Genomic DNA, 24,633 nt, shown 5'->3' with positions numbered 1-24,633 from the left:
AACCGCTGCGGCGCTCATCCATCGCATTGCGTGAAGCGTCATGCTTGGCATCTTAAACTCAAACCCGATCGCCCCACGTTCAACTTTGGTACAACTCTGACGCGGCGTCCGCCAGCCGCCGCGCTCTCAATTTGGTTATGCGCGGCGAAATTGGACGCCGCGTGGCCTTCGCACCACAGCCGCCGAGGGCTGCGGTCGAGCTTTTGCTCTTTTGCTTTGGCGCGAGCGTGACTAAACTCCAAAGTCGCGGCTATTTTTCGGCATTGTCCGGTCTTCGCGCGAAGCCAGAGCGGAGCCTATTGCACCTTGCCCGAACTCCTGCGGGCGTACATATGCCGGGAATGTCCGTTTTCTCAGTGGAAATGTGCGACAAGGCGAAAAAAGGTTGCGCGATCGCAGTTCACGACATCGTGAGCGCAGCAGAAAATGTTTCTCGAGGATGAAATGTTGCAGTCCATAAAAATTGAATTTGTCGCGCTTGAACCGCTGGATGCTCAAACGCCGCTGCCAACGGCGGCCAAACGAGGCGGCAAAGCCAAAAGCGCGCAGACTTTGGTTATTTTCGTTGGGCCGGAGTTGAATTTTGGAGCTGCGACGCGCCGCCTCATCGGCGCGAATGGCGAGGCTTTGATCAAAAAGGCCGCCGCCGCCGCCAAGTTCAAGGGCAAAGCCGGAAGCGCGCTCGATCTGATCGCCCCGGCGGGATTCGCCGCCGACCGGCTGCTTCTCATTGGCGCGGCCGACGAGCAAGACAAAGCCGAATCAGACGTTGTTAAATCTGGCGCGAACAAATCCGCCGTAATCAAGCCGGAGACGCCCCCGGCCGCCGACTACGCTAATCTCGGCGGTTTCATTATCGGCAAGCTCGGCCGCGGCTCCAGCGCGACCATTGCCTTCGATTTGCCGCGCCCGCCGGCAGATGCGGCTGAGGCCGTCGCAGAATTCGCGCTTGGAATGCAATTGCGCGATTATCGCTTCGATCTCTACAAAACAAAGAAAAAGGACGAATCTGAGGAGGATGGCCTCAGCGAGATTTTCATCGCCGTCGCGGATCCTGTCGCCGCCCGCCGCGAAGCCAAGCTGCGCGAGGCCGTGGCCGAAGGCGTCTTGACCGCGCGTTCGCTCGTCAACGAGCCGGCCAATATCCTTTATCCGGTGGAATTCGCCAATCGCGCCAAGGCGCTGGAAAAGCTCGGCGTCGAGGTGGAGATTCTCGATGAGCCGGCGCTGCGAGCGTTGGGCATGGGCGCCCTCCTTGGGGTCGGGCAGGGCTCGGTGCGCGAGAGCCGCGTCGTCGTTATGCGCTGGCGCGGAGCGAAAGCCGCCGGCGCCAAGGGCAAAACACAGCCCATCGCCTTCGTCGGCAAAGGCGTATGTTTCGACACCGGCGGCATATCGATCAAGCCCGCCGCGGGCATGGAGGATATGAAAGGCGATATGGCCGGAGCCGCCTGCGTCGTCGGCCTCATTCAGGCGCTCGCGGCGCGGAAGGCAAAGGTCGATGTCGTCGGCGCCATCGGTCTTGTCGAAAACATGCCGGGTCCGAATGCCCAGCGCCCCGGCGACATCGTGAAATCCATGTCCGGCCAGACAATCGAAGTCATCAATACCGATGCCGAAGGTCGTCTCGTGCTGGGTGACGTGCTTTGGTATGTTCAGGATCGCTTCAAGCCGAAGTTCATGGTCGATCTTGCGACCCTCACCGGCGCGGTTCTCGTCGCTCTCGGCCAGGAGCACGCCGGGCTGTTCACCAATGACGATGAATTGGGCGATCGGCTGCTCGCCGCCGGCAAGGCGACCGGCGAAAAATTGTGGCTTCTGCCGCTTGGCGCCGCCTATGACAAAATGATCGATTCGAAGTTCGCCGACATGAAAAATACCGGCGGCCGGCACGCGGGCTCAATCACAGCCGCGCAATTCCTGCAGCGATTCGTCAACGGCGCGCCTTGGGCGCATCTCGATATCGCGGGAACCGGCATGAGTTCGCCGGCGACGGAAGTTAACCAGAGTTGGGCGTCTGGCTTTGGCGTCCGCTTGCTCGACAGGCTGGTCGCCGATCATTACGAGGGGTAAACCTCTTTGCGCCCGGCTGAAAACGCATGACCGAAATCTGGTTCTACCATTTGCAGCGCCAGAGTCTTGAAAACGTGCTGCCGGGCCTCATCGAGAAATCGCTCGAAAAAGGCTGGCGCGTCGCGGTTCAGGCGATGAGCGAGGAAAGGCTCGATGCGCTGGATAATTGGCTTTGGACCTATTCCGAGGCCAGTTTTCTCGCGCATGGCCGCGCCCGCGACGGCGATGGGGAGCTTCAACCGGTTTATCTTTCGACCGGCGGCGAGAATCCCAATGGCGCCGCGGTGCGGTTTTTCGTCGAAGGCGCGCCGATGGCCGAGGTTTTGGCGCGGCCGGACGGCTCCTATGTCCGCGCGATCACAGTGTTCGACGGCAATGATGACGAGGAACTTGCGTTGGCCCGGGCGCAATGGAAGGAGCTTAAGGATCTTGGCTTCGCCCTGACCTATTGGCAGCAGAGCGATGCCGGGCGCTGGGAGCGGAAGGTTTGAGCGAAGGCGGGTTTTGCCGCCGCGCGGACCGTAAAAAGGAGCCGAGTTGACCCAATCTGCCGCCGACCCAGCCTCGCCCGCTTTCGCGGCGCGCCGCGCTGATGCGCGCCAGGCGTTGGACGCGATTGATCCGGCCAAAGGCGGCGACGCCAACCCCGCCGATCCTGTGCGCCGCGCCTGGTTCGAGGCGGTCTATGCGCTGGCGGACGAAGATCCCGCGCGCGTGCCTTGGGCAAATCTTGCGCCGCATCCTTTGACCAAAGCATGGATTTCGCTGCAGGCGCGGGGAATTTGCGGCCTGCGCGCGCTCGACGTCGGTTGTGGCCTCGGCGACAACGCCGAATGCTTTTCCGCAGCAGGGGCAAAAGTCACTGCGTTCGATCTGGTCGATGAGGCGATCCGTTGGGCGAAGCGCCGATTCCCGAGCACGGAGGTCGACTACCGAGCGGCTGATCTTTTCGCCCTGCCGGAGGGATGGCGACAAAGTTTCGATCTGGTGCATGAGTGCTATACATTGCAGGCTCTATCCACGGCGCTATTGCCGCAGGCGCTCGCAGCGCTCGCCTCAATGCTGGCGCCGGGCGGAAAGCTTCTCCTCATTGCCCGCGCGAGGGACGAGGGCGCCGACATGGAAGGTCCGCCCTGGCCGCTGCCGCCCTCGATTTTCGCGGAGGCCGAGCGGCAGGGTCTACGCGCGCTCGCCATCGAGGATATAGCGGCGACTCCGCAAGTCGGGCGCCGTCATTGGCGAGCGCTGCTCGGCCGCGTTAATGATGTTTGATGGTTTCCTTTTTTCCCAAGCGATTCTTGCGCGGCGAGAGAAACGCGCCGCAAAGCGCCGACGCCGCCGACACAGCGGCGATTGAGGCCGGCTTCATCGATGCGCGGGGGCGCCGCGAATATTTTCAGATGGCGCTCGCCGCTTTTCTTGTTTCTTTCATGTATTCGCATGCCGCGCTGCTCGCCGTCGTTTTCGCGCGCGAAAACTTCGATCTTCATGCGACCGGGCTTTTGCTTTCGCTCTATGCGTTTCCGGTGATTCTGTTCACATTTTTGTCAGGCGCCGTCGCGGCTCGCATCGGCGTTCTCGGTACTTGCCGCATCGCCGTCGCGCTGATGATCGTCGGTTTTTTCAGCTTGCGCTATACCGCCGCAGAATTTTGGCCGGCGCTCATCTCGCGGCTGGTTCAGGGCGTGGGGCAGGGCCTGCTGCTTAGCTCGTTTGTGACCTACGCGCAGAGCCGGCTCAATATGCGGCGGTTTATCTATCTCATCGGGTTGTTTTCCAGCATGTTCGCGGTGGGGCAGGCGTTTGCGCCGCCTTTCGGGGCCTATGTTCTCAATGCTTTCGGAGCGCAAACGATGTTCCTTGAGGGCGCTATTCCGGCTTGCATCGGCCTTGCGCTGACGTTTGGAGTTCGGCCCATCCCGCGTCCGCGCGCGCGCGGTCTCGACTTATCGAGCTCATTGAAACGCAGCCAGATTTTCGCCTTCGCGGCTGTTTTCGTTAACGGAACGATGTTTGGCTTCACCGCCGCCTTTCTCGCCGCTTTGTTGCAGGCCAAGGCGCTTCCTATCGGCGCTTTTTTCCTGGCCTCGACAACCACCCTATTCGCCAGCCGCTTCCTGGCGATGGGCGCCTTCGAGGCCATCGATCGGCAAATTCTCGTCGCCGGCGGATTTTTGGCGCAAGGCGCGGGCTTCGCGCTTCTGGCGCTCGCCGGGCAATCCTGGCTGATCGTCATCTCCGGCGTGCTGTTTGGCATGGGCTATAGCGTCGTCTACCCGGTTTTGTCCGCGTGGATGAGCGAGGGCGTTGAGCCAAGCGAGCGCGCCGGCCCGCAAGCGCTGCTCAATACGGCCTTCAACATCGGGATTTTTTTGATGCCCTATCCGCAGGCTCTTCTCATCGACGCGTTCGGTTATGGCGCGACAGCGGCCATTCTCGCCGCACTGGCGCTTTTTGCCGCGTGCGCTCTGTTTACGCTGTATTTACGGACAGGCAGGAGAGCCTAGTCAGCCCGCCCCCAGAAGCCGGATTGCCTCGCCGCGCTCGAAAATCGTCAGCAAGAGCCGCAACGCCTGACCACGCTCCCCTTCAAGGCGCGGATTTTCTGCGACGACCTTTTGCGCTTCTTTGCGCGCCAGAATCAGCAAATCGCCGTGCGCCGCGATGTCCGCAAGGCGAAATCCGGGGAGCCCGGATTGTTTGGAGCCGAGCACTTCGCCTTCGCCACGCAGGCGCAGATCTTCTTCGGCGATGCGAAACCCGTCCTCCGTCTCGCGCATGATCGCGATGCGGCCCTTGGCGGTCTCGCTGAGCGGACCTTTGTAAAGCAGGAGGCAGGAGGAGTTAGCTGCCCCGCGTCCGACGCGGCCACGCAGCTGATGCAATTGGGCGAGGCCGAAGCGCTCGGCATGTTCGATGACCATGATGCTCGCCTCTGGCACGTCGACGCCGACTTCGATCACCGTGGTCGCGACCAGAATTTGCGTCGCGCCAGCTGCGAAAGCAGCCATGGCGGCGTCCTTGTCGTGGCTCTTCATCTTGCCGTGGACGAGGCCGACTTTATCGCCGAAGATAGCCTGCAAATGCGTGAAGCGCTCCTGCGCGGCGGCGACGTCAAGAAGCTCGCTTTCCTCGACCAGCGGACAGACCCAGAAAGCCCGCGCCCCGGCGTCGATCGCGCTGCGTAATCTCGTGACCAGTTCGTCGATCCGCTCGAGCGGCAGCGCCCTTGTCTCGATCGGCTTGCGCCCCGCGGGCTTCTCCCGGATCGTCGAAATGTCCATGTCGCCGAAATAGGTTAGCACCAGACTGCGCGGGATCGGCGTTGCGGTCATCACGAGAATGTCGGTCCGCTCTCCCTTGTCGCCCAGGGCGAGGCGTTGATGCACGCCAAAACGGTGCTGCTCATCCACCACGGCGAGGCCGAGGTCGTGAAAGCCGACGCTCTCCTGAAAGAGCGCATGGGTGCCGATGATGATGTCGATCGCGCCCGAGGCGAGGGCGTCGAGGGTTCTGGTCCGTTCGGCGCCTTTGTCGCGCCCGGTGAGCAGCGCGAGTTTGAGGCCGGCTTCGGCCCATCCGCTCAGCGCCTGAAAATGCTGGCGAGCGAGAATTTCCGTCGGCGCCATCAGCGCCGCCTGCCGTCCAGCCTCGACGCAAGTCGCCATGGCAAGCAGGGCCACCAGAGTCTTGCCCGAACCGACATCGCCTTGCAGCAAACGCAGCATCCGATTGTCGCTGGCGAGATCGGCGTGGATTTCCGTCAAAACGCTTTGCTGCGCGGGCGTGAGCTTAAACGGCAAGGCTTCGATGATCTTGGCGAAGATGCGGCCATCGCCAATGCTGGCCCGCCCCGGCGAGCGCCGCAGCTCCGCCCGCATTAGGCACAATGCGAGCTGGCCGGCGAGGAATTCATCAAAGGCGAGCCGCCTCCGCGCCGGCGCTTCGGGCAAGATCGCCTCCGGCGTCGGGGGCTGATGCGCCGCGCGCAAAGCCTCGTTGAACGACGGAAATTCCGTCCTCGCGAGAGCGGCCACCTCATGCCATTCCGGCAGGGCCGGAAGCCGGTTCAGCGCCGCATCCACCGCTTTCATCAGGATTTTGGGAAAAAGACCCTCCGTCAGGGCGTAGACAGGCTCGACCGGCGACATTTTGGCGAAGCCCTCGGCGTCGAGGACATGAGCAGGGTGAACCATCTGGCGATGGCCTTCCCAAAGTTCGAGCTTGCCCGAAATCCAGCGTCTGCCGCCGAGCGGAAGACTTTTCTGGATCCAAGCGTGGTTGGCCAGGAAGAAGACGAGAAGAACATCGCCGGTTTCATCCTCCACCAGCACTCGATAGGGGCCTTTGCCGCGCGCCGGCGCCCTGTGTTCCACGACAACGGCCTCAAGCGTCACCACCGCGCCCAGCGGGGCGTCGACAATTTTGGGCCTATTGCGCCGATCGATCGTCGCGACAGGCAGATGAAACAGCAGATCGACGACCCGAGCCTCAGGCGCCGCCCCGCCGAGCAGCCGATCGAGCAGCTTGCCGGTTTTGGGCCCAACGCCAGGAAGGCTTGCAGCCGAAGCGAACAACGGATTAAGCAGGGCAGGGCGCATGGAGGCGGAGGCCTTGAAATTATTCCATCGGCGGGCGGCCGCGCGGCAAAATTAGCTAGGGCCTACCCGGCCATCTAGCAAGGATTGTCCGTCACAGGACTTCTCAAGCGAACGACAAGATGACCGTCGCCATCATGCTCGACCACCTTATAATCTTTGAACAGAAGCGCTTCCTGCCGATTGCGTTCACAATAAGTCTTGTTGTTCCAATGTGAAATATTTGCCGAAGAGCGCTCGTAATAAGGATCGGGCGCGTCTCGTTCAAGATACCAGTCTAGATGCCTTGCCTCATAGGGGAAATAAGTTCTTAGGCCCTGTTTTAGGCGGCAAAAAGGTTCTCCCGCGCGATGCAACGCAAAGGTCGTGTCGATTGGCGCTTCGATATAGGCGATTCGGCCGACCGATGTCGAAGTAAACAGCGGATCCTGACGCCAAAACTGGTCGATATGTCGGTTCATCACATGGTTGAAGAGAAAGTACTTTTGCGAAATATCCGAGATCCGCAGCATCGGACCGACGCAGGCCGCGCTGCGAAACCGGTCAAGCATTTCGTCGTAGAGGAGAAGCGCATTGGCGTTGGCGACGCCAAGATCTACGTCGCAGTCGGTCACGACGTAACGCGATGGCTCGCCCCAAGTCTGGAAATAATCGGCGACGCTCTCATTTACCAGATTGAGATCATCGGCGGAATTAATCGCTGGTCGTCTATAAACCATCACGCCAGATTCGCTCAGTTCGTCCAGGAGGGCGAGCGTGGCGGGATCGTCGCTTCCGTTGTCATGAATGATGATCTCCACCGGTCGCGTCTGGCGTTTATAGGAGGCGACGACTTGCTTCAGAGCGCCCGCGCGATTGTAGGAAATCACAAAAATCGGAAGGGGGGTCGCTCGACATGCATCGACCGGGATGATGCGGCGCGGCGAAAAGTTGGCGGCCTCCGCGCAAGCCTGCGCTATGGCGGGCGTCAGCGCGCTCGTCAAGGCGTTCGCATCGATATCAACGTGGCGCGGTTCGCACCTTGCGATCAGGGTTTCTAGCGGTGCGTCGAGCGAAGGGCGAAGTCCAGCGGCCTGAGGATTTTGCGCTAGTGAAAACCAGTCGCGGAACTTGAAGTCGTCGCCGGCGATTTCGTCGGAGAGTTTGATCCATAGATTGGGGAGGCCGAGCGCTTCCGCGAAGATTAATCCGTGCAGGCTTGAGCTGATGATCGTCCGGCATTGCCTCATCTCATCGAGGAAAATCTCCGGCGGCACCGTGGGGTCGCGGATTTTTATCGCTTCATGTCGAGCTCTTTCCAACACGAAAGGATGAGCAAGATCGACGTAATGGGGAATGATGCCCAGTTCGAAATGGCGCGGCTGCGCCTGGGCGCTTGGCAAAAGTGTTTTGATCAGGAACGCCGGATCGCCGAGCGGAATGTCTTTGACTATCTTTCCGTTGCGTGAAAGCTCCCCGTAAGTGAGCTTGCCGCGGACCGCCAATATTCGCGCAGGATCGGGGTCACCGACGCCGAAGTCGGGATGCATGACGCCGGTCCCCCATATGAAGGAATGGGGAGTCGCCGCGGCGAAAAGGCTTCCAATCGCCAGGATGTAAGGCAGCGATGGATCGCGCAAACGAATGACGCGGCGAAGCAAAATCGTTTCGAGAAGATTTGGATTGATCCGGTCGCCGACGTTCCGCACGCGGATAAAATAGGAAAGGCGAACTGGGGCGAGAGCATTGTCAATTTTTTGCTGCGCGTCAGTTCGAAACATCGTATGCGGTTTCCAAATAAGGCTTCACCGGCAATTCTGGAACAAGCGCAAATGGGGCGGCTTAAGCGCAGCAGTTTCGACGCCCATGCTGCCAAAAGGCTCAAGGGCCGTTTATTGGCCCTCCAATTGTGGGGCCAAATAGGCCTCGTTCGCAAGCGTTGGATGTGGATATCGACGGCCGCCGGCGCCGCATCAAATTTCGGTCCTGGCATCGTGGAATGCTGGAGGCCGATCTGCTGCTTGATGGGCAGATGAAGCAGCAGATCGACGACTCGAGCCTCGGGCGCCGCCCCGCCAAGCAGCCGATCGAGCAGCTTGCCGGTTTTGGGCCCACCGCCAGGAGGGCAGGGCGCATGGAGGATGAAAGCTCTCGAGGCGCGAGAGATCAAAAGCATAGTCCGCGCACGTCGCTCAGCCAATTCGCGTAAGCGCAATGTCGAGGTGAGCGGCGGGCGATGCAGATTTCAATTTTGTCGATTGCTCCGCATCAGGCGCCTTCAGTAAGCCGACCAGCCCCGCTTGCGACCCTTAGCGACGGCGGGCGGCGTGGATCATGCGATAAGCGTGGCTAAAGCCGGGGAGACCAATTCTTGGAAATGCTGTTCGTTCGTGACTTCGCCGGGTTTACCGGCGGGCATCTAAAGTTCGCGGACTATATGAGACATACGGCTGCAAGCGGGATAGCCGACCCTGTGCTGTACCAAACGCCGCGTTCGCGCGATGTTTCCGGCAACATTTTCAATGATTATGAAGGCGCCACAATTGATGAGCTGCGTCCTTTTCCGGCCTATTTCCTCGCCGGCGAGGACTGGTTCATCCTTGAAGCGGCCGGCATTGATCCTGGCGGAAGGCCGGTCGTCAATCTGATCCAAGGCCTTCGCCACGCCGACCCGGCGCATCCGCTCTTCGCTTACCTCGCGCGTCCGGCGCTGAGGATATGCGTTAGCTCCGCCGTGGCGGACGCTATTCGCGGCCATGCGAACGGCGATGTGCAAGTCGTCGAGAACGGCGTCGAGCTTGACGCGGTCGTCGATCGGCGGCCGCTCGCCGCTCCGCCGCGCATCCTCATTGCCGGCTTCAAGAATCCGCAGGTCGCCCGTGCTATCTCAGCGCGACTCGAATCTCACGCCGAGGTCGATCTTGTGGTGGAACAGATGCCTCGCCTCGCCTTTCTGGCGAAAATCGCGGCAGCCTCGATCTGCGTCATGCTGCCGGTCGCGCGCGAAGGTTTTTTCCTGCCGCCGCTTGAAGCGATGGCGCTCGAGCGCGGGGTCGTTACGCCGGATTGCGGCGGCAACCGTGCCTATTGCCGTCCTGGCGAGAATTGCTTGATGCCGGACTACGATGCAGACGCCCTCGCCGCCGCAGCGCTGGAGCTTGCGCACGACCAGAGGCAGCTAGAACGGCTTGCAGCGGGCGGGGTGAGGACGGCGGCTAAATACTCGGTCGATCGGGAGCGCATCGCCTATCAAGCCGCTCTCGCCAGCTATCTCGGACGCTAGATCCTTCCCGTTTATAATGGACATCTAGCCTCTGCGAGGTAGGCGATGTTCGACGAGGTTCAGGTCGCGGACCGTAGACAGAGCAGGCTGCTCATTCTATTATGCGACCATAAGCTTTGCCAAATTAGGCATTGAAATGTGTGTTTATTTGTTCCTAATCTCGGATATTTCTAGATAAGATGACCGGTGTGCGTTCCGTCGATTTTTTTATCGTTGGCGTTCAAAAGGGCGGCACGACGGCTCTGGACTCCTATCTACGGCGAAATCCGTTCGTTCAAATGGCCGACGTAAAGGAAGTCCATTTCTTCGACAACGAAAGCCTCGACTGGAGTGATCCAAACTACCTGCCTTTCCACGAGCATTTTGAGTGGTCTCAGACCTCTGGGGTCATCCGCGGCGAAGCGACGCCGATATATATTTATTGGCCAAATGCCATGGAGAGGATTCGCCGCTACAACGCCGCGTCCAAGTTGATCGTGTGTCTGCGGCATCCCGCCTACCGCGCGCATTCGCACTGGCGGATGGAGACCAAGCGGTCGGCCGACACATTGTCATTTGAGGACGCCATTTCGGAAGTGGGCCGCAGCCGTGTGCGGAACTTGGATCGAGGCGTCCACCGCGTTTATTCATATGTTGAGCGTGGCTTCTACGCTCATCAGATTCGTAGACTGAGAGAATTGTTTCCGCCGGAGCAACTGCTGTTTCTTAGAACTGACGATTTATGGACGAGGACGGAAAATACTCTCTCTCGTGTTTATCGTTTTTCTGAACCTTGATTCTACCGCGTCGGCCGAGACCAACTACATAGTTCCATTGCGCAGCGATGAAATCGGCGCAATGTCCGTGCCTGCTTTGCAGAAACTAAACAGCCTGTTTGAGGAGGACATTGACGAGACCTCCCGCCTGACGGGTCTTTCCCTGACGGATTGGATGGGACCCGATTATAGCGAGCCTATGACGGCGGAGTTCACTCGAAAATGGAATCCTTGAGAACGCGCTCAAGCGCGCGGCGGGGCTTCTTTCGAGGAGCGCATCTCCATCATGCCAAAGTATATCGCTCCCAAAAAAGGTGCTGTCGAAGGTATTATGCAAGTCATCTTGGCAGTTTTTAGTTGAAATAGGTTCTATTGGTTCCTGGGCTCGCCATCCTCGTCCATCAGAAGGGCTGACAGGCGCACGCTCAAATATTATATGCCGGGGGGCCGGGCCGCGCAGAGTGCGGTTCTTATGGCTTCAATCTCACGCGGAGCTCCATTCATGTCCGGTTTGCCGCCAACGAGCGCGACGATCGACGCCCGCCGGCGCCGCATCAAATTTCGGTCTTGGCATCGTGGAATGCTGGAGACCGACCTGCTCCTTGGCCGATTCGCCGACGCCGAGGTCGAAAACCTCAGCGAGGCCGAGCTCGACGATTATGAGGTCTTGCTGGAGGCGGTGGACCGTGACATTTTCAGCTGGGCGACGGGTGAGGCGGAAACGCCGCCACTGTATGATACGCGGGTGTTCCGGAAACTTATCGCTTTCCATGCCGGCTTTTATCCGGTCAAGATCTAGCTTCGTCCCGCAAGGCCTCGCCGCCTTGCGTTGTTTCCTGGGATAGACCTTCGAATTGATCTCGCAACGTGGCTGATCTTAAACGAGCGATTGCCGAACTCGCCAAAGGCGGCTCGCTGACGCTGGCTTCCTTGACCGACGGGTTCGATGCGTTTTGCGTCGCTGATTTGACCCGCGCGCTTGCTCGCGAGGCCGAAAATCGCGCCGTCGTTCTGGTCCACGTGGCGCGCGACAGCCAGCGCGCCAGCGCCTTCGCCGAGGCTCTCTCTTTCGCGGCGCCGGACATCGAGACCCTCGATTTCCCTCCATGGGATTGCCAGCCCTATGATCGGGTGTCGCCGAATGCGTCAATCGCCGCGCGGCGCATGATCGTCCTTTCGCGGTTGGCGCGCTCGCGTTCCAGCGAGGAGCGCCCCCGAATTCTCTCAACCACGATCAAGGCTCTCCTCCAGCGCGTCGCGCCTTTGCAACGGATCGCCGGCGATACATTTTCGGCGGCCCCCGGCAATGCCGTCGATATGGACGCGCTCACGCAATGGCTTGAGACCAATGGCTTCACGCGGGCCTCGACCGTGCGCGACGCCGGCGAATATGCCGTGCGGGGCGGCATTCTTGATCTCTTCGCGCCCGGAATGGCGCAGCCCGTGCGGCTTGATTTCTTTGGCGATACGCTGGAGACGATCCGCGCTTTCGACCCTGAGTCGCAACGCACCATCGGTCCTTTGCGCGGGCTGGATCTCGTGCCGATGAGCGAAGTTCAGCTCACGACGGAAGCGATGCGCCGGTTCCGGCAGGCCTATGTGGCATGTTTCGGGGCGCAGACCCGCGGCGATGGACTCTATGAAGCGATCAGCGAAGGCCGCAGGCATGCCGGCTATGAGCATTGGCTGCCGCTGTTCTACGACCGCCTCGACACGGTGTTCGATTATGCGGGCAGGGCCCCCTTGATTTTCGATCCGCTGATTGACGAGGCCGCCCACCAACGCCTCGCGCTCATCGACGACTATTATGAGGCGCGCAAGACCGCCTATGACGCCGATCCCGCGCACTCCAATTATAAACCGCTCAAACCCGATCAGCTTTATTTGTCGGAGGCGGAATGGAAGCAACGTACCGGGGGCGCTCGCGTCGTGCGGATGACGCCTTTCGCGCAGCCCGAAAGCGCGCGCGGCCTTATCGTTGATTGCGGCTCGAAGCCGGGGCGCAGTTTTGCGCCGGAACGCGCCGACGAAAACGCCAATGTATTCAGCGCCGCCGTTGAACACGTCAAAACGCTGCAAGCCGAGCGAAAGCGGGTCATTCTGGCGGCTTGGTCGGACGGCTCGCGCGAGCGGCTGTCTCATGTCCTCGCCGACCATGGCCTCGCCAACGCCGCGCCGGTTTCCTCGCTGGAGCAGGCCTTGGGGCTGCCGCAATCAAGCGTGGCCATGGCGGTCATCGGCCTTGAGGCCGGTTTCGAGGCCGGCGATCTCGTCATCGTCGGCGAGCAGGATATTTTGGGCGACCGCCTGTTGCGCAGCCGCAAAAAGCCTCGGCGCGCGCAGGACTTTTTGAGCGAGGTCGGCTCGCTGACGGCCGGCGATATCGTCGTCCACGTCGATCATGGCATCGGACGATTTATCGGCCTGCAGGCCATCGAGGCGGGCGGCGCGCCGCATGATTGTCTCGAACTGCACTACGCCGACGGCGCAAAATTATTTCTGCCCGTCGAAAACCTTGAGCTTTTGTCGCGCTATGGCTCGGAAGACACCGAGGTTCAACTCGATCGCCTCGGCGGCGGCGGCTGGCAGAAGCGCAAAGCGAAGATGCGCAAGCGCATTCTCGAAATGGCCGCCGGCCTCATCAAGATCGCCGCCGCGCGAGAGACCAAAGCGGCGCCAAAACTCTCTCCCCCCGAAGGGCTTTATGCGGAATTCTCCGCCGGTTTTCCCTATGACGAGACGGAAGACCAGCTCTCGACGATCGAGGCGGTTCTGGAGGACATGGCGTCCGGCCGCCCGATGGATCGCCTCGTCTGCGGCGACGTCGGTTTCGGCAAGACCGAGGTCGCCCTACGCGCCGCTTTCGCCGCGGCGATCGAGGGCAAGCAGGTTGCGGTGATCGTGCCGACGACGCTGCTGGCGCGCCAGCATTTTAAGAATTTCGCGGCGCGCTTCGCTCATTTGCCGATCAAGGTCGCGCAAATGTCGCGCATGGTAAGCGCGGCCGATCTCAAGGCCGCCAAGGCGGGCGCAGCCTCGGGTGAAGTCGACATTATCGTCGGCACCCACGCGGCGCTCGGCAAGACAGTCGACTACAAGGACCTTGGCCTCGTCGTGATTGACGAGGAGCAGCATTTTGGCGTTAAGCACAAAGAGCGGCTGAAGGAATTGCGCGCGGAAGTGCATGTCCTGACTTTGTCCGCGACGCCGATCCCGCGCACCTTGCAGCTTGCCTTGACCGGCGTACGCGAACTTTCGATCATCGCGACGCCGCCGGTCGACCGTCTCGCAGTGCGCACGTTCATTTCGCCGTTCGACCCGCTTCTTGTGCGCGAGGCGCTGCTGCGCGAGCGCTATCGCGGCGGCCAAAGTTTTTATGTCTGTCCGCGCATCGACGACATCGAGGAAGCCGCCGCCTTTTTGCGCCAGCACGTTCCAGAAGTAAAATTCGTCATCGCCCACGGTCAGCTGGCCGCGACTGAACTCGAAGACAAAATGGCGGCCTTCTATGACGGCCAATATGATGTCTTGCTTTCGACCGCGATTGTCGAATCCGGGCTCGATATTCCGACCGCCAATACGCTTATCGTGCATCGCGCCGATATGTTTGGCCTCGCCCAGCTCTATCAATTGCGCGGCAGGGTCGGCCGCTCAAAAGTTCGCGCCTATGCCATGTTCACCGTTCCGGCGGATCGCGCCATGACGCCGCAAGCCGAGCGGCGGCTCAAGGTACTGCATTCGCTCGATACGCTCGGGGCCGGGTTCCAGCTCGCCAGCCACGACCTCGACATTCGCGGCGCCGGCAATCTGCTCGGCGATGATCAGTCCGGCCACATCAAGGAAGTCGGCTACGAACTTTATCAGCAGATGCTGCAGGAGGCGATCGAGGCCTTGAAGTCCGGCGTCGAGGAGCCGGCTGAGGAGACCTGGTCGCCCTCGATCACGCTGGGGACGCCGGTCACCATTCCCGAGGAATATGTCGCTGATCTGCAATTGCGGCTCGGTCTCTACCGACGTCTCGCGAGCCTCGAAACGGATGCGGAAATCGAGACCTTCGCGGCCGAGATGATCGATCGCTTCGGGCCTTTGCCGGGCGAAGTCGAGCAGCTGATGAAACTGGTGTCGATCAAGGTCCTGTGCCGCCAGGCGCATGTCGAGAAGGTCGACGCCGGTCCAAAGGGCGTCATCATTTCGTTCCGCGACAATTCCTTCGCCAATCCGCAAGGGCTCGTCCGCTATGTGACCGAGCAAGGCCACGACGCCAAGGTTCGGCCCGATATGAAGATCGTGTTCATCCGCGATTTCGACGGAGTGGCGGCGCGGCTCGAGGGAACCCGGCAGATCATGCGGACGCTCGCCGCCATCGCCATGAAGAAAGCGGCGTGAGCTTGGCCGTTGTGGATGGCGGGCGCCCCTAAACATTGGCGGCGGAGTGCGCTATATAGGGGCCTTGAGCTTTAAGCGACGATCGAGCGCTTGGGAGAAATTAATGCCCAACCCACAATTTGCAGTCATCTCACTGACCGAAGCAGGAGCCGCCCGCGCTCGCGACCTTATTGCGTCCGCCGGCCGGCCGATTGCGGGACTGAAGGTCGGGACCAAGAACGGCGGTTGCGCGGGCATGACCTATACTGTAGACCTCGCGGAAGAGATTCAGGCCGGCGATCACATCGTCGAGGATCAGGGGGTAAAAGTCCTGATCGCGCCAAAAGATTTTATGTTTCTGCTCGGAACGAAGCTGGATTTTGAGACGAACAAGTTTTCGTCGAGCTTCACGTTCCACAATCCGAATCAGACGGGGTCATGCGGCTGCGGCGAATCGGTTTCGATCGCTCCTGCGCAGCTCGAAAAGACCAACTGATCCACGTTTACGGTGAAAACCGTCCTTTGAGGCGCTATGCGCCTCCCTCGGATGAGGATTTCGCCCCTGAACTGGTAAGGCGCTGAAGCAGCCGCCGCGCCCGCATCAGATGGGGTTGATCCAGCATTTCGCCCTCAAAGCTGATAACCCCGGCCTGCGGGTCTGTGGCGAACGCCTCGACGATGGCCCGCGCTCTCGCGATGGCGTTGTCTGAAGGCGTGAACGCCGCATTGATCACTCCGACCTGATCGGCATGGATCGCCATCTTGCCGTCAAAGCCGTCGCGCCGCGCGGCCTCGCATTCCTCCCGGCAGCCGGCGGAATCGCGGAAATTCGGGTAAATCGCATCGATCGCCAGCGCTTCCGCCGCCCGCGCCGCAAACAAAGTCAGGCTGCGGGCGAAAGCATAGGGCGCCGTATAGGCGCGATCGGAGCCGCGGGCGGTCTCAGCGCCAAGACATGCGGAGAGGTCCTCAGCGCCCCAGGTCAGGCCCGCGAGGCGCGTGCTCGCCCCGGCGTAAGTTCCCATGCTGAAGATCGAGGCCGCCGTCTCGGTGACGATGGCGATGATCCGCGTCGAGCCATCGGGCAGGTCGCATTCAGCTTCCTTAACGGCAAGCTTGGCGCCGAGGTGCTGAAGCGCCGCGCCATTGACGCATTTGGGTAAGACGATTCCGTCCGGAGCGCCTTGCATGACGGCGTCGAGATCATCATCGATGAGGCCGCTCTCCAGGGCGTTGACGCGCACATAAAGCTCAGGTTTTGCCTGCCGCCCTTTCGCGGCCAAGAGATAGGCCAAGGCCATCTCGCGCGCCTTCGGCTTGGTTTTTGGCGCGATCGAGTCCTCAAGATCGAGAAACAGACAATCCGCCCCGGAGCCAAAACCCTTTGCGAGCTTCTTCTCGCTGTCGGCGGGAATGAACAGCATTGACCGCATCGGATCAGAACCACTTCGGCATTATAGCGCCTGCTTCATTTTCGAATTCGCCTTCGTCTCGCGCATGAAAATGTAGCAGATCAGCGAGATGAAAATGCAGGCCGTCGCGTACCAATAGAATCCTGTCTCCCAGCCGCCGTTCTTGAACGCCAAAGCGACCCAATCGATGGAGCCGCCAAAGATCGCGACGGTTAGCGCATAGGGAATGCCGACGCCCATGGCGCGGATCGCGGTTGGGAAAAGCTCGGCCTTTACGATGGCGGCGATCGAAGTGTAGCCGCTGACGATCGCCCAGGCGGCGCAGATCAACAAAAATGCGATGAGCGGACTTTGCGTATGTTGCAAGGTCGTCAATAAGGGCAGCGTTCCGACGGTTCCAAGAACGCCGAAGCCGATCAGCAGCGGTTTGCGCCCGATCTTGTCGGAAAGCGCGCCATAAAGCGGCTGCAGGATAATGGCGAAGAGAAGCGAGCCTGCGGTGATCAGCGTCGTCTGCGAATCATTCAACCCAACCGATAGCTTCAAAAATTTCTGCATATAGGTCGTGTAGGTGTAAAAGGCCGAGGTGCCGCCGATCGTAATGCCGACGACGAGCGCCATCGCATTCCAATTGCGAGCAAGAATCGCCCAAGGATTCTCCCGTTTGGCGGCGGCCTCGGCCGCAAGGAAGAGATCCGTTTCGGGCATGTCGCGGCGGACATAGAAGGCGGCGATCGAGAGAAGCGCGCCGATTGCGAAAGGGATGCGCCAGCCCCAGGCTTTAAGCTCTTCCGGCGTCAGAAACAGCCTTTGCAGGGCGAGCAAAACGAGAATCGCCAGAAGCTGGCCGCCGATCAGCGTCATATACCAGACGCCGGAGTAAAATCCGCGCCGGTTCGGATGCGAGACTTCGCTGAGATAGGTCGCCCCCGAGCCATATTCGCCGCCCTGGCTGAGGCTCTGCATCAGCCGCGCTACGGCCAAAACCACGGGGGCCGCGACCCCGATGGTGGCGTAAGCCGGCGTCGCAGCGATCAGCAAAGAGCCAAGACACATCAGGAGCACGGAGCCGGTCAATGCATTGCGCCGCCCATGCCGATCGGCGAAATAGCCAAACAGGGCGCTGCCGAGCGGGCGCACCAGAAAGGCCGCCGCGAATAGCGAGGCCGCCGCCAATTGCTGGGCGACCGGGTCCGCTTGCGGGAAAAAAGCGCCGGCGAAATAAAGCGCAAACGCCGAATAGGCGTAAATATCATACCACTCGATGAGATTGCCGATCGAACCGATCAGGACTGCCTTGGTCCGTTTGCGGATATCGGCGGCGTCATATCCATCCGATGTCGCCGCGAAGGTCTTGCCGATCGGTCCGCTCATAGCGGCCGGATCTTGATCAAGGCCTGGCGGCGGCACTCGGCGACGAGCTTGCCTTCCTGCTGATAGGCGCGATGGATGAACTCGACGACGCCGGCGTCCGGCCTCGACTTCGACAAGCGTTTGGCCGCTATTTCCGTCACCACATGCACGGTGTCGCCCTCGAACAGAGGCGCTGGAAATTTCACGTCGGTCATGCCGAGATTTGCGATCGTCGTGCCAACCGAAAGGTCATTGACGGAAATGCCGATCATCAGGCCAAGAGTGAAGAGCGAGTTCATCAGCGGCCGTCCCCATTCGGTTTCGGTAGCGCAAAAATGAGCGTCAATGTGCAGCGGCTGCGGATTGAGCGTCATATTGGAGAACAGCATATTGTCCATTTGCGTCACGGTCCGCCTGAGCCCATGTTCGACCGTATCGCCGATGACGAAGTCCTCGAAATAAAGCCCGCCGCGGGGGTGGCGGCGGGGAGCCTCGCGCTGCGGCGTTTCGCTCATGGCTAGCCTTTATCCGGCGATGGAGGCGATTGCATCAGCCCCACGAGTTTGGCGTAGTGAAGCAGCAAAATCGTCTTGGCGTCGATGATTTCGCCGCGCTCGATCATGGCCAGCGCGTCGTCAAGTGTCGGCTCCAAAATTTCGATGTCCTCGCCTTCATGTTCAAGGCCGCCGCCATCGCCCGTTCGATCGGCGGGCGTATATTCCGCGACAAAAAACGTGATTCTTTCGCAAAAGCTCCCAGGGCTCATATAGGCCTCGAACAGGCGGCGCGGATGGCGCACGGTAAACCCGGTTTCCTCCTCGGCCTCGCGCATGATCCGCGTTTGCGCGTCGACGCCTTCGAGCCGTCCGGCGCAGACCTCAATCAGGCTTTCATGGCCGCCATTGAGATAGGCCGGCGCACGGAACTGGCGCACCAGAACCACCTTCGAGCGAGCGGGGTCATAGAGCAGGATCGCCGCGCCGTCGCCCGTATCATAGACCTCGCGAATTTGAGTCTGCAATCGGCCGTCAAATCGCCTCCGCTCAAGGGTGAGCTTTTGCAAAACCCCGTGTCCGCGAGACAGAATCTGCTTGGCGAGGATGCGAACGCGGTCCGTCATGACTCAATATCCGAATTGTTCGCGCAGGATTCGCTCATTCAGCGAATGTCCGGGATCGTGGAGCAGCACGAGGCCAGTCGCGTGATCCATCGCGACCGTGACCTTAATGATGTTTCTAATCTCGAAATGATCGGCGACAGCGGCGACGGGGCGCTTATCGGCCTCGAGAATATCGATTGTGACGCGCGCCCGATCGGGCAGCAGGGCGCCGCGCCAGCCCCGCGGCCGGAATGCCGAGATCGGGGTCAATGCCATCATCGTGGCGTCGAGCGGAAGAATGGGGCCGTGCGCCGAAAGGTTATAGGCAGTCGAACCAACAGGCGTCGCGATGAGGACGCCGTCGGCGATGAGTTCGCCGAGCCGCTCCTTGCCGTCGATGGAGATTTTCATCTTCGCGGCTTGGTAGGATTGCCGCAACAGCGAAACTTCATTGATTGCGCGCGCGCTGACGGCGGCGCCTTGCTGGTCGGTCGCCTCCATCAACAGCGGATGCACGATCGAGGCTTCAGCCGCCTCAAGGCGCCGTTCGAGGCCCGCGCCGGAAAATTCGTTCATGAGAAAGCCGACGGAGCCGCGATTCATGCCGTAGATTGGCTTGCTCGTTCCCATGAATCGGTGCAGCGTTTGCAGCATCAGACCGTCGCCGCCGAGCGCTACGACGACATCGGCTTCATCTGGATCGACGTTGCCATAACGCGAGACGAACGCGGCGTGCGCGGCGCTGGCCTCCGGCGTTCCCGAGGATAGAAATGCGATGCGCGAGAAGCGGCAGCATTCTGCGCCTTTGTCTGCGGCCATGGTCTTTCGCTCCGGCGGCAAAGCGTTGACATAGCCGCAAGCGGTCCCCTCCGTAAAGCGGGGAGGGCGCTTTTAAATGATTATGTCCGCGCTGTCGCCGGGCAGAAGGAGCTGGGGAATCTGGGAAAATGTCCAGACGCCGTCCCGCCGGTCGAACACCCAGACGATATCGTAACAGGAATAGGGCCAATGTTGCGGCGCCGTCGTTTTATTGCCCAGGATCTCGTTGGCTATGACGTGCATGGTGACGTGTTTCCAGGCGATCAGCGCTGGTCCCGGCGCTTCCAGCACCGTTCGCACCAGGGCGCGCTCCTCGCTTTCGAAAAAATCGCGGTTGAATTCGACCTGAAGGAGATCCGCGAGCGGCAATAGCGTATGCTGCGGCCGCAAGCTCGGGTCCGTCGCCGCTGCTTTGCAGGCGAATAAAATCTGCGGTCTCGCCAAAGCAGGATGGGCGAACCGGGCGTCATTAGGGGCAAACAACCGCACGAGGGCCCCAGCCCGCTGCCAGCCGCGCACTGAGAGGGATTCCTTGTCCTTTTTTGCCGTCCAGCGCAACGCCCCGGATTTTCCTCTCGGGGTCTGGCCGCTCGGAATGGCGGATCAGCATGATTTTGTCGCAAGCCATCGCGTTTCCCGAGTTTTGGTTCGAGGCGAAAGCTGCAGCCTCACCCTGCGGGGTTCGCAAAGCAAGAGGGACGAAAAACTCGAATAAGGGGGAGAACGCGAAGGGGACGGGCGCTGTCGCAAAAGTTGAGAATCATGCACAACGGTCAAGAGCTTCGGGCGGTGCGCGTCCTGGCGGCTCTTTTAAGAACATGCGGGTGGAAAAATGAACGAGAACAGACATGATCGCCACCACGGCGCGGAGCCGGATCGACGCCGCCCCGACTGGAGGCGCATTCACCATTCGCCGCTGTTCTGGGTTGGCGCGGCTATGTTTCTGGCGGCGATTGCGATCTATGTATGGTCCGAGGATTTATCCTGGCGGCCGCGCAGCCACCAGGAATAATCGCTTTTCCGCTGTTCTCGGCCTTACTGGACGACCTCTCCATGCAGCGTCAGATCGAGTCCTTCGAGCTCCACGTCGGGGCTCACTCTCAATCCGATGAACAGATCGAGGATCTTCAAAATAACGAGTGAAACGACGACGTCATAGGCGATCACGATGCCGACGCCAATGAGCTGATTGACGACTTGCGCCCCATTGCCTTCGATGAGTCCCGATGTGCCGCCATATTCCTGGATGGCGAAGACTCCGGTCAGGATGGCGCCGGTCGCGCCGCCGACCGCGTGCACTCCGAAGGCATCGAGCGCATCGTCATAGCCTAACGCGGATTTCAGTCCCGTCACTCCGAGATAGCACAAAATGCCCGCTGCGACGCCGATTGCTATCGCTCCCCCCGGGCCGACGAAACCCGAGGCCGGCGTAATGGCGACGAGACCGGCCACGGCGCCCGAACAGATGCCGACGACGGTCGGCTTGCCGCGATAGGACCATTCGACAAACATCCAGGTCAGCGCCGCGACGGCGGTGGCGATTTGCGTGACCAGCATCGCCATGCCCGCCTGCATTCCTGCCGTCACGGCCGAGCCGGCGTTGAAGCCAAACCAGCCAACCCACAGCAGCGAGGCGCCAATGAAGGTGAGCACCACATTATGCGCTGGCCCGGCATCCCTCCGCCGGCCGAGCATCAAGGCGCACATCAAGCCCGCGACGCCCGAGTTGATGTGAACCACCGTGCCGCCGGCGAAGTCGAGCACTTTGACGCGCGCCGCATCGTTAGTGCTGTTCAGGAATCCGTCGGGGCCCCAAACCCAATGCGCGATCGGCGCGTACACGAAGATCGCCCAGAGTCCGATGAACCACAGCATCGCCGAGAACTTCATGCGCTCGGCGAACGCCCCCGCGATCAGCGCCGGCGTGATGATCGCGAAGGTCATTTGGAAACATATGTAGACGGTTTCGGGGATGGTCGGCGCGAGCGGATTGGGATTGCCGACGCCTTTGGAGATATCGCTCAAAATGCCTTGCAGGAAGGCGCGATCGAGGCCGCCGATGAACGGCGATCCGGCGCGAAAGGCCAAGCTGTAGGTCAAAACCGTAAACAGCACAGTTATGAGACAGGTAATGGCGAAGCTCGTCACCACCGTGTCGCCGACGTTCTTCTTGCGGACCATCCCGCCATAAAACAGTCCAAGGCCCGGAATGGTCATCATCAGGACCAGCGCCACCGATGTGAGCATCCAGGCCGTGTCGCCGGAATTGGGCGTGCACGCCGTCAAGGTCTTGGCGTCGCAGGCGGGCGGCGCCGCGGCGGCGGCGTCTTGCGCCGAGGATTGATCGAGGAAAATCAGCGACGCAAATATTGCGATGAAGAGGCCGAAGGCGAGAAACTTGAACGTCGTATGTGCGGTTCTGAAGGATATCATCGTCTAGCTCCTCCCACCTAAAGATCCGGATCTTGGCTTACAGGGCGGCGTCGTCCGTCTCGCCGGTGCGGATGCGCACCGCGCGGTCGATGCTTGCGACGAAAATCTTGCCGTCTCCGATCTGCCCTGTGCGCGCCGACCTCCTGATCGCATCGACGATCTGACCGACAATGCTGGCGGGAACCGCGACCTCGATCTTGACCTTTGGAACAAAGCTCACGTCATACTCGGCGCCGCGATAAATTTCGGTGTGTCCCTTCTGGTGCCCGAAACCCTTGACCTCCGTGACGGTCATGCCGGCGACGCCGAGTTCAGTCAGCGAATCCCGAACTTCTTCGAGTTTGAACGGCTGGATAATGGCGGTGACGAGTTTCATGGGTGCACCCCAAATCTCGAACAGATCATGCCTCGCGTCTCGCGTAGGACTGTCGCCGACATGAAATCTTCGTAATCAAGAACTGTGCCATTTGCCTGGCTCTTAATCAGTCGTCTGTTCCGAACCGGTAAAAGGGCGTTACAGATTGATAAAAAACGAAAATAGAATGCCAGCTCTTGGTTGAAACGTCCAGGCGGCTTCGTGGGCGCGAAAAATTGCTTAAATAATAGGCATAAATGATTAAGACTTCTACAAAACGACCGCCGTCCTGTCAGCCCGGCGGTTTGCACTATCGTTTTGGCGCCCCACACGGCAGGAAGAGAAGATCACAGGCCTTTGACGAGCGCCTGAGCCGCGCCCAGTCTATTTTCTGGTTTCAAAATGACAAATGTCATAGAATCTGGCGACTCGCCATCGACGCTGTCGCCAAACCGAACGCCGCCAAATCAGATCCTGCGCGCCAATTGAGCGCTTCTTTCCGGCAAATGGGTTTGTCCCACAAACTGACGCCGAATGCTGAGGGCATGCTGCGGCGCAATCGGCGATATGGGCGCCTTTAAAAGGAACGTCATGTCAAACGCCGTCAATGTTTCGAAGCGCGTCTTCGTCATCGTCTCAATCATGCTGGCGACCTTTATGGTCGCGATCGAGGCCACCATCGTTGCGACCGCTATGCCCCGCATCGTCGGACAGCTCGGCGGCTTCACCTATTACAGCTGGGTATTCTCGGCGTTCCTGCTGGCGCAGTCTACGACGACGGTCATCTACGGCAAGCTCGCCGATATCCTCGGCCGCAAGCCCGTCTTGATCGGCGGCATCGTGCTTTTCCTGATCGGCTCGCTGCTGTGCGGACTTGCTTGGTCGATGATGTCTCTGATTGTGTTCCGGCTCCTGCAAGGCCTTGGCGCCGGCGCCATTATGCCCGTGACGATGACGGTGATCGGCGACCTTTACAAAATCGAGGAACGCGGCCGGGTGCAGGGCATAATGGCCAGCGTTTGGGCCAGCTCGGCGGTGATCGGCCCACTCGCTGGCGGCGTCATCGTCGACAATATTTCCTGGGCTTGGATCTTCTGGATCAACATCCCTATCGGAATTTTGACGATCATCGGTTTCCTGCTCTTTCTGCAAGAAGCGGTCGAGCCGCGCAAAGCAAAGATCGACTATCTGGGCGCAGCGCTTTTCTCGATTGCGATCGTCTCGCTGCTGACGATCCTGACCGAGACCGAAGCCGGCGTCTGGACGCTCGGCCCGTTGGCGCTTTTATTCCTCATTGCTGGCGGCCTTTTTCTGCTTCAGGAGCGGCGCGCGTCGGAGCCGATTATATCGATTGAACTCTGGGGACGCCGTCTCATTGCGACCAGCAACGCCGCTACCCTGTTAGCCGGAATGGCGTTGATCGGTTTGACGACCATCCTGCCGATGTATGTGCAGGGAGTGCTCGGCGGCTCGCCAATCGTCGCCGGCTTTACCTTGACGATGCTCGTCGTCGGCTGGCCGTTAGCGGTGATGCTATCGGGCCGCTTCTATCGAGCTTTCGGGATTCGGCGCACATTGCGGGTCGGCAGCATGATGTTCCCGATTGGCGCATCGTTTCTGTTGTTTTTGACGCCACAAAGCCATGTGGCGGTGGCCGGCGTCGGCTCCTTTTTAATGGGATTTGGCATGGGCCTCATCAGCCTCACCACCATCGCCTTGGTGCAGGACAGCGTCGAGTGGTCGATGCGCGGCAGCGCGACCGCTTCGATCCTATTCGCGCGCGGCCTTGGCAACACGCTTGGGGCGACCGCGCTCGGCGCCGTGCTCAACATCGGCAACGCGCATTTCGGCGGCGGAACGCTCGCCGCGAGCTTGCACGAAGGGCTGAATCATCCGGCGGGGCTGGCCGAACTCGCCGCCAATCCGATCGCCCGATCTATCTTCGACCAAGCGCTTCACTGGAGCTTTTTGTGCGTCGTCATAGTCGCAGTCCTTACCTTCATCGCCATTTGGCTCATTCCCGTTGCGAGCCGACCCGGCGACAAAGCGCCCGGCGATATGAAGGTCCGTCAGGCCGCATAGCTCTGGCGATTGGTTTTGAAATCGAGG

The 24,633-nt window shown here is 60.4% G+C and carries 23 protein-coding genes; 13 read left to right on the top strand and 10 right to left on the bottom strand.

Going from position 1 to position 24,633, the window contains the following annotated elements; genetic code table 11:
* Window positions 1–444 precede the first annotated feature (444 nt).
* Genes WDN46_18615 through WDN46_18600 form a run of 4 tightly spaced genes read left to right on the top strand, consistent with a single transcriptional unit; the run spans window position 445 to window position 4,580 of the window.
* Window positions 445–2,073: a leucyl aminopeptidase gene (locus WDN46_18615; GenBank protein ID MEJ0095339.1), complete on the top strand. Its 1,629-nt coding sequence runs from the start codon at window positions 445–447 to the stop codon at window positions 2,071–2,073.
* 26 nt (window positions 2,074–2,099) lie between these two features.
* Window positions 2,100–2,564, top strand: coding sequence for a DNA polymerase III subunit chi (locus tag WDN46_18610; protein MEJ0095338.1), 465 nt, complete (start codon window positions 2,100–2,102; stop codon window positions 2,562–2,564).
* A 46-nt stretch (window positions 2,565–2,610) separates the two neighbouring features.
* Window positions 2,611–3,345 (top strand): methyltransferase domain-containing protein, encoded by a 735-nt coding sequence (locus WDN46_18605; protein ID MEJ0095337.1) that lies wholly within the window; start codon window positions 2,611–2,613, stop codon window positions 3,343–3,345.
* Window positions 3,345–4,580 carry an MFS transporter gene (locus WDN46_18600; GenBank protein ID MEJ0095336.1) on the top strand — a complete coding sequence of 412 codons (1,236 nt, stop codon included), beginning with the start codon at window positions 3,345–3,347 and terminating at the stop codon, window positions 4,578–4,580. The genes WDN46_18605 and WDN46_18600 overlap by 1 nt, the downstream gene beginning before the upstream one ends.
* On the opposite strand, the gene recG is transcribed toward WDN46_18600, so the two are convergent.
* Both recG and WDN46_18590 read right to left on the bottom strand, forming a co-directional pair.
* Window positions 4,581–6,674 (bottom strand): ATP-dependent DNA helicase RecG, encoded by a 2,094-nt coding sequence (gene recG, locus WDN46_18595; GenBank protein ID MEJ0095335.1) that lies wholly within the window; start codon window positions 6,672–6,674, stop codon window positions 4,581–4,583. It abuts the gene before it with no gap.
* A 74-nt stretch (window positions 6,675–6,748) separates the two neighbouring features.
* Window positions 6,749–8,431, bottom strand: a complete 1,683-nt coding sequence (locus tag WDN46_18590; protein MEJ0095334.1) for a polysaccharide pyruvyl transferase family protein — start codon at window positions 8,429–8,431, stop codon at window positions 6,749–6,751.
* Between the two features lie 164 nt (window positions 8,432–8,595).
* Between WDN46_18590 and WDN46_18585 the strand changes: the two genes are divergently transcribed.
* The 7 genes from WDN46_18585 to WDN46_18555 all read left to right on the top strand — a co-directional run bounded on the left by WDN46_18585 (window position 8,596) and on the right by WDN46_18555 (window position 15,549).
* Window positions 8,596–8,859 (top strand): succinate dehydrogenase assembly factor 2, encoded by a 264-nt coding sequence (locus WDN46_18585; GenBank protein ID MEJ0095333.1) that lies wholly within the window; start codon window positions 8,596–8,598, stop codon window positions 8,857–8,859.
* A 168-nt stretch (window positions 8,860–9,027) separates the two neighbouring features.
* A complete protein-coding gene (locus WDN46_18580; GenBank protein MEJ0095332.1) occupies window positions 9,028–9,933 on the top strand; it encodes a glycosyltransferase in 906 nt (301 codons plus the stop codon).
* Window positions 9,934–10,112: 179 nt separating this feature from the next.
* Entirely contained in the window at window positions 10,113–10,709 is a 597-nt protein-coding gene (locus WDN46_18575) for a sulfotransferase domain-containing protein (GenBank protein MEJ0095331.1), read from the top strand.
* Between the two features lie 61 nt (window positions 10,710–10,770).
* Window positions 10,771–10,923 carry a hypothetical protein gene (locus tag WDN46_18570; GenBank protein MEJ0095330.1) on the top strand — a complete coding sequence of 51 codons (153 nt, stop codon included), beginning with the start codon at window positions 10,771–10,773 and terminating at the stop codon, window positions 10,921–10,923.
* A gap of 267 nt (window positions 10,924–11,190) precedes the next feature.
* Window positions 11,191–11,487, top strand: a complete 297-nt coding sequence (locus WDN46_18565; GenBank protein MEJ0095329.1) for a succinate dehydrogenase assembly factor 2 — start codon at window positions 11,191–11,193, stop codon at window positions 11,485–11,487.
* Window positions 11,488–11,555: 68 nt separating this feature from the next.
* A complete protein-coding gene (mfd, locus tag WDN46_18560; GenBank protein MEJ0095328.1) occupies window positions 11,556–15,074 on the top strand; it encodes a transcription-repair coupling factor in 3,519 nt (1,172 codons plus the stop codon).
* A gap of 103 nt (window positions 15,075–15,177) precedes the next feature.
* Window positions 15,178–15,549, top strand: a complete 372-nt coding sequence (locus WDN46_18555; GenBank protein MEJ0095327.1) for an iron-sulfur cluster assembly accessory protein — start codon at window positions 15,178–15,180, stop codon at window positions 15,547–15,549.
* A gap of 34 nt (window positions 15,550–15,583) precedes the next feature.
* Here the strand turns inward: WDN46_18555 and WDN46_18550 are convergent, their stop codons facing one another.
* The 6 genes from WDN46_18550 to WDN46_18525 all read right to left on the bottom strand — a co-directional run bounded on the left by WDN46_18550 (window position 15,584) and on the right by WDN46_18525 (window position 20,255).
* Window positions 15,584–16,477, bottom strand: a complete 894-nt coding sequence (locus WDN46_18550) for a CoA ester lyase (GenBank protein MEJ0095326.1) — start codon at window positions 16,475–16,477, stop codon at window positions 15,584–15,586.
* A 30-nt stretch (window positions 16,478–16,507) separates the two neighbouring features.
* Entirely contained in the window at window positions 16,508–17,839 is a 1,332-nt protein-coding gene (locus WDN46_18545) for an MFS transporter (GenBank protein ID MEJ0095325.1), read from the bottom strand.
* On the bottom strand, window positions 17,836–18,333 hold the full coding sequence (locus tag WDN46_18540; GenBank protein ID MEJ0095324.1) for a MaoC family dehydratase: 498 nt from the start codon (window positions 18,331–18,333) through the stop codon (window positions 17,836–17,838). Before WDN46_18540 ends, WDN46_18545 begins: the two co-directional genes overlap by 4 nt.
* 2 nt (window positions 18,334–18,335) lie before the next feature.
* Complete coding sequence (locus WDN46_18535; protein ID MEJ0095323.1) at window positions 18,336–18,938, bottom strand: NUDIX domain-containing protein; 603 nt, start codon at window positions 18,936–18,938, stop codon at window positions 18,336–18,338.
* 3 nt (window positions 18,939–18,941) lie between these two features.
* Entirely contained in the window at window positions 18,942–19,736 is a 795-nt protein-coding gene (locus WDN46_18530; GenBank protein MEJ0095322.1) for an NAD kinase, read from the bottom strand.
* A gap of 72 nt (window positions 19,737–19,808) precedes the next feature.
* A complete protein-coding gene (locus tag WDN46_18525) occupies window positions 19,809–20,255 on the bottom strand; it encodes a histidine phosphatase family protein (GenBank protein ID MEJ0095321.1) in 447 nt (148 codons plus the stop codon).
* Between the two features lie 313 nt (window positions 20,256–20,568).
* On the opposite strand from WDN46_18525, the gene WDN46_18520 reads away from it, so the two are divergent.
* Window positions 20,569–20,748 (top strand): hypothetical protein, encoded by a 180-nt coding sequence (locus tag WDN46_18520; GenBank protein ID MEJ0095320.1) that lies wholly within the window; start codon window positions 20,569–20,571, stop codon window positions 20,746–20,748.
* A gap of 23 nt (window positions 20,749–20,771) precedes the next feature.
* On the opposite strand, the gene WDN46_18515 is transcribed toward WDN46_18520, so the two are convergent.
* The gene (locus tag WDN46_18515) at window positions 20,772–22,169 is read right to left on the bottom strand and encodes an ammonium transporter (GenBank protein MEJ0095319.1); all 1,398 of its coding nucleotides are present in this window, start codon (window positions 22,167–22,169) and stop codon (window positions 20,772–20,774) included.
* Between the two features lie 37 nt (window positions 22,170–22,206).
* Complete coding sequence (locus tag WDN46_18510; GenBank protein MEJ0095318.1) at window positions 22,207–22,545, bottom strand: P-II family nitrogen regulator; 339 nt, start codon at window positions 22,543–22,545, stop codon at window positions 22,207–22,209.
* A 570-nt stretch (window positions 22,546–23,115) separates the two neighbouring features.
* On the opposite strand from WDN46_18510, the gene WDN46_18505 reads away from it, so the two are divergent.
* Window positions 23,116–24,606 carry an MDR family MFS transporter gene (locus tag WDN46_18505; GenBank protein MEJ0095317.1) on the top strand — a complete coding sequence of 497 codons (1,491 nt, stop codon included), beginning with the start codon at window positions 23,116–23,118 and terminating at the stop codon, window positions 24,604–24,606.
* The last annotated feature ends 27 nt before the right edge of the window (window positions 24,607–24,633 follow it).

Source organism: Methylocella sp., from assembly GCA_037200525.1.
In the GTDB taxonomy this organism is placed as follows: Bacteria; Pseudomonadota; Alphaproteobacteria; order Rhizobiales; family Beijerinckiaceae; genus Methylocapsa.
The sequence above is the reverse complement of the archived record's forward strand: the minus strand, read 5'-3'. Positions and strand labels throughout refer to the sequence as shown.

What these genes read in the sequence shown, in the direction of transcription:
- WDN46_18615 (MEJ0095339.1), top strand. Translation starts at nt 445, where the DNA reads ATGTTGCAGTCCATAAAAATTGAATTTGTCGCGCTTGAACCGCTGGAT.
- WDN46_18610 (MEJ0095338.1), top strand. Translation starts at nt 2,100, where the DNA reads ATGACCGAAATCTGGTTCTACCATTTGCAGCGCCAGAGTCTTGAAAAC.
- WDN46_18600 (MEJ0095336.1), top strand. Translation starts at nt 3,345, where the DNA reads ATGGTTTCCTTTTTTCCCAAGCGATTCTTGCGCGGCGAGAGAAACGCG.
- recG (MEJ0095335.1), bottom strand. Translation starts at nt 6,674, where the DNA reads ATGCGCCCTGCCCTGCTTAATCCGTTGTTCGCTTCGGCTGCAAGCCTT.
- WDN46_18590 (MEJ0095334.1), bottom strand. Translation starts at nt 8,431, where the DNA reads ATGTTTCGAACTGACGCGCAGCAAAAAATTGACAATGCTCTCGCCCCA.
- WDN46_18580 (MEJ0095332.1), top strand. Translation starts at nt 9,028, where the DNA reads ATGCTGTTCGTTCGTGACTTCGCCGGGTTTACCGGCGGGCATCTAAAG.
- WDN46_18575 (MEJ0095331.1), top strand. Translation starts at nt 10,113, where the DNA reads ATGACCGGTGTGCGTTCCGTCGATTTTTTTATCGTTGGCGTTCAAAAG.
- WDN46_18570 (MEJ0095330.1), top strand. Translation starts at nt 10,771, where the DNA reads ATGTCCGTGCCTGCTTTGCAGAAACTAAACAGCCTGTTTGAGGAGGAC.
- WDN46_18565 (MEJ0095329.1), top strand. Translation starts at nt 11,191, where the DNA reads ATGTCCGGTTTGCCGCCAACGAGCGCGACGATCGACGCCCGCCGGCGC.
- WDN46_18555 (MEJ0095327.1), top strand. Translation starts at nt 15,178, where the DNA reads ATGCCCAACCCACAATTTGCAGTCATCTCACTGACCGAAGCAGGAGCC.
- WDN46_18550 (MEJ0095326.1), bottom strand. Translation starts at nt 16,477, where the DNA reads ATGCTGTTCATTCCCGCCGACAGCGAGAAGAAGCTCGCAAAGGGTTTT.
- WDN46_18545 (MEJ0095325.1), bottom strand. Translation starts at nt 17,839, where the DNA reads ATGAGCGGACCGATCGGCAAGACCTTCGCGGCGACATCGGATGGATAT.
- WDN46_18540 (MEJ0095324.1), bottom strand. Translation starts at nt 18,333, where the DNA reads ATGAGCGAAACGCCGCAGCGCGAGGCTCCCCGCCGCCACCCCCGCGGC.
- WDN46_18535 (MEJ0095323.1), bottom strand. Translation starts at nt 18,938, where the DNA reads ATGACGGACCGCGTTCGCATCCTCGCCAAGCAGATTCTGTCTCGCGGA.
- WDN46_18530 (MEJ0095322.1), bottom strand. Translation starts at nt 19,736, where the DNA reads ATGGCCGCAGACAAAGGCGCAGAATGCTGCCGCTTCTCGCGCATCGCA.
- WDN46_18520 (MEJ0095320.1), top strand. Translation starts at nt 20,569, where the DNA reads ATGAACGAGAACAGACATGATCGCCACCACGGCGCGGAGCCGGATCGA.
- WDN46_18515 (MEJ0095319.1), bottom strand. Translation starts at nt 22,169, where the DNA reads ATGATATCCTTCAGAACCGCACATACGACGTTCAAGTTTCTCGCCTTC.
- WDN46_18510 (MEJ0095318.1), bottom strand. Translation starts at nt 22,545, where the DNA reads ATGAAACTCGTCACCGCCATTATCCAGCCGTTCAAACTCGAAGAAGTT.
- WDN46_18505 (MEJ0095317.1), top strand. Translation starts at nt 23,116, where the DNA reads ATGTCAAACGCCGTCAATGTTTCGAAGCGCGTCTTCGTCATCGTCTCA.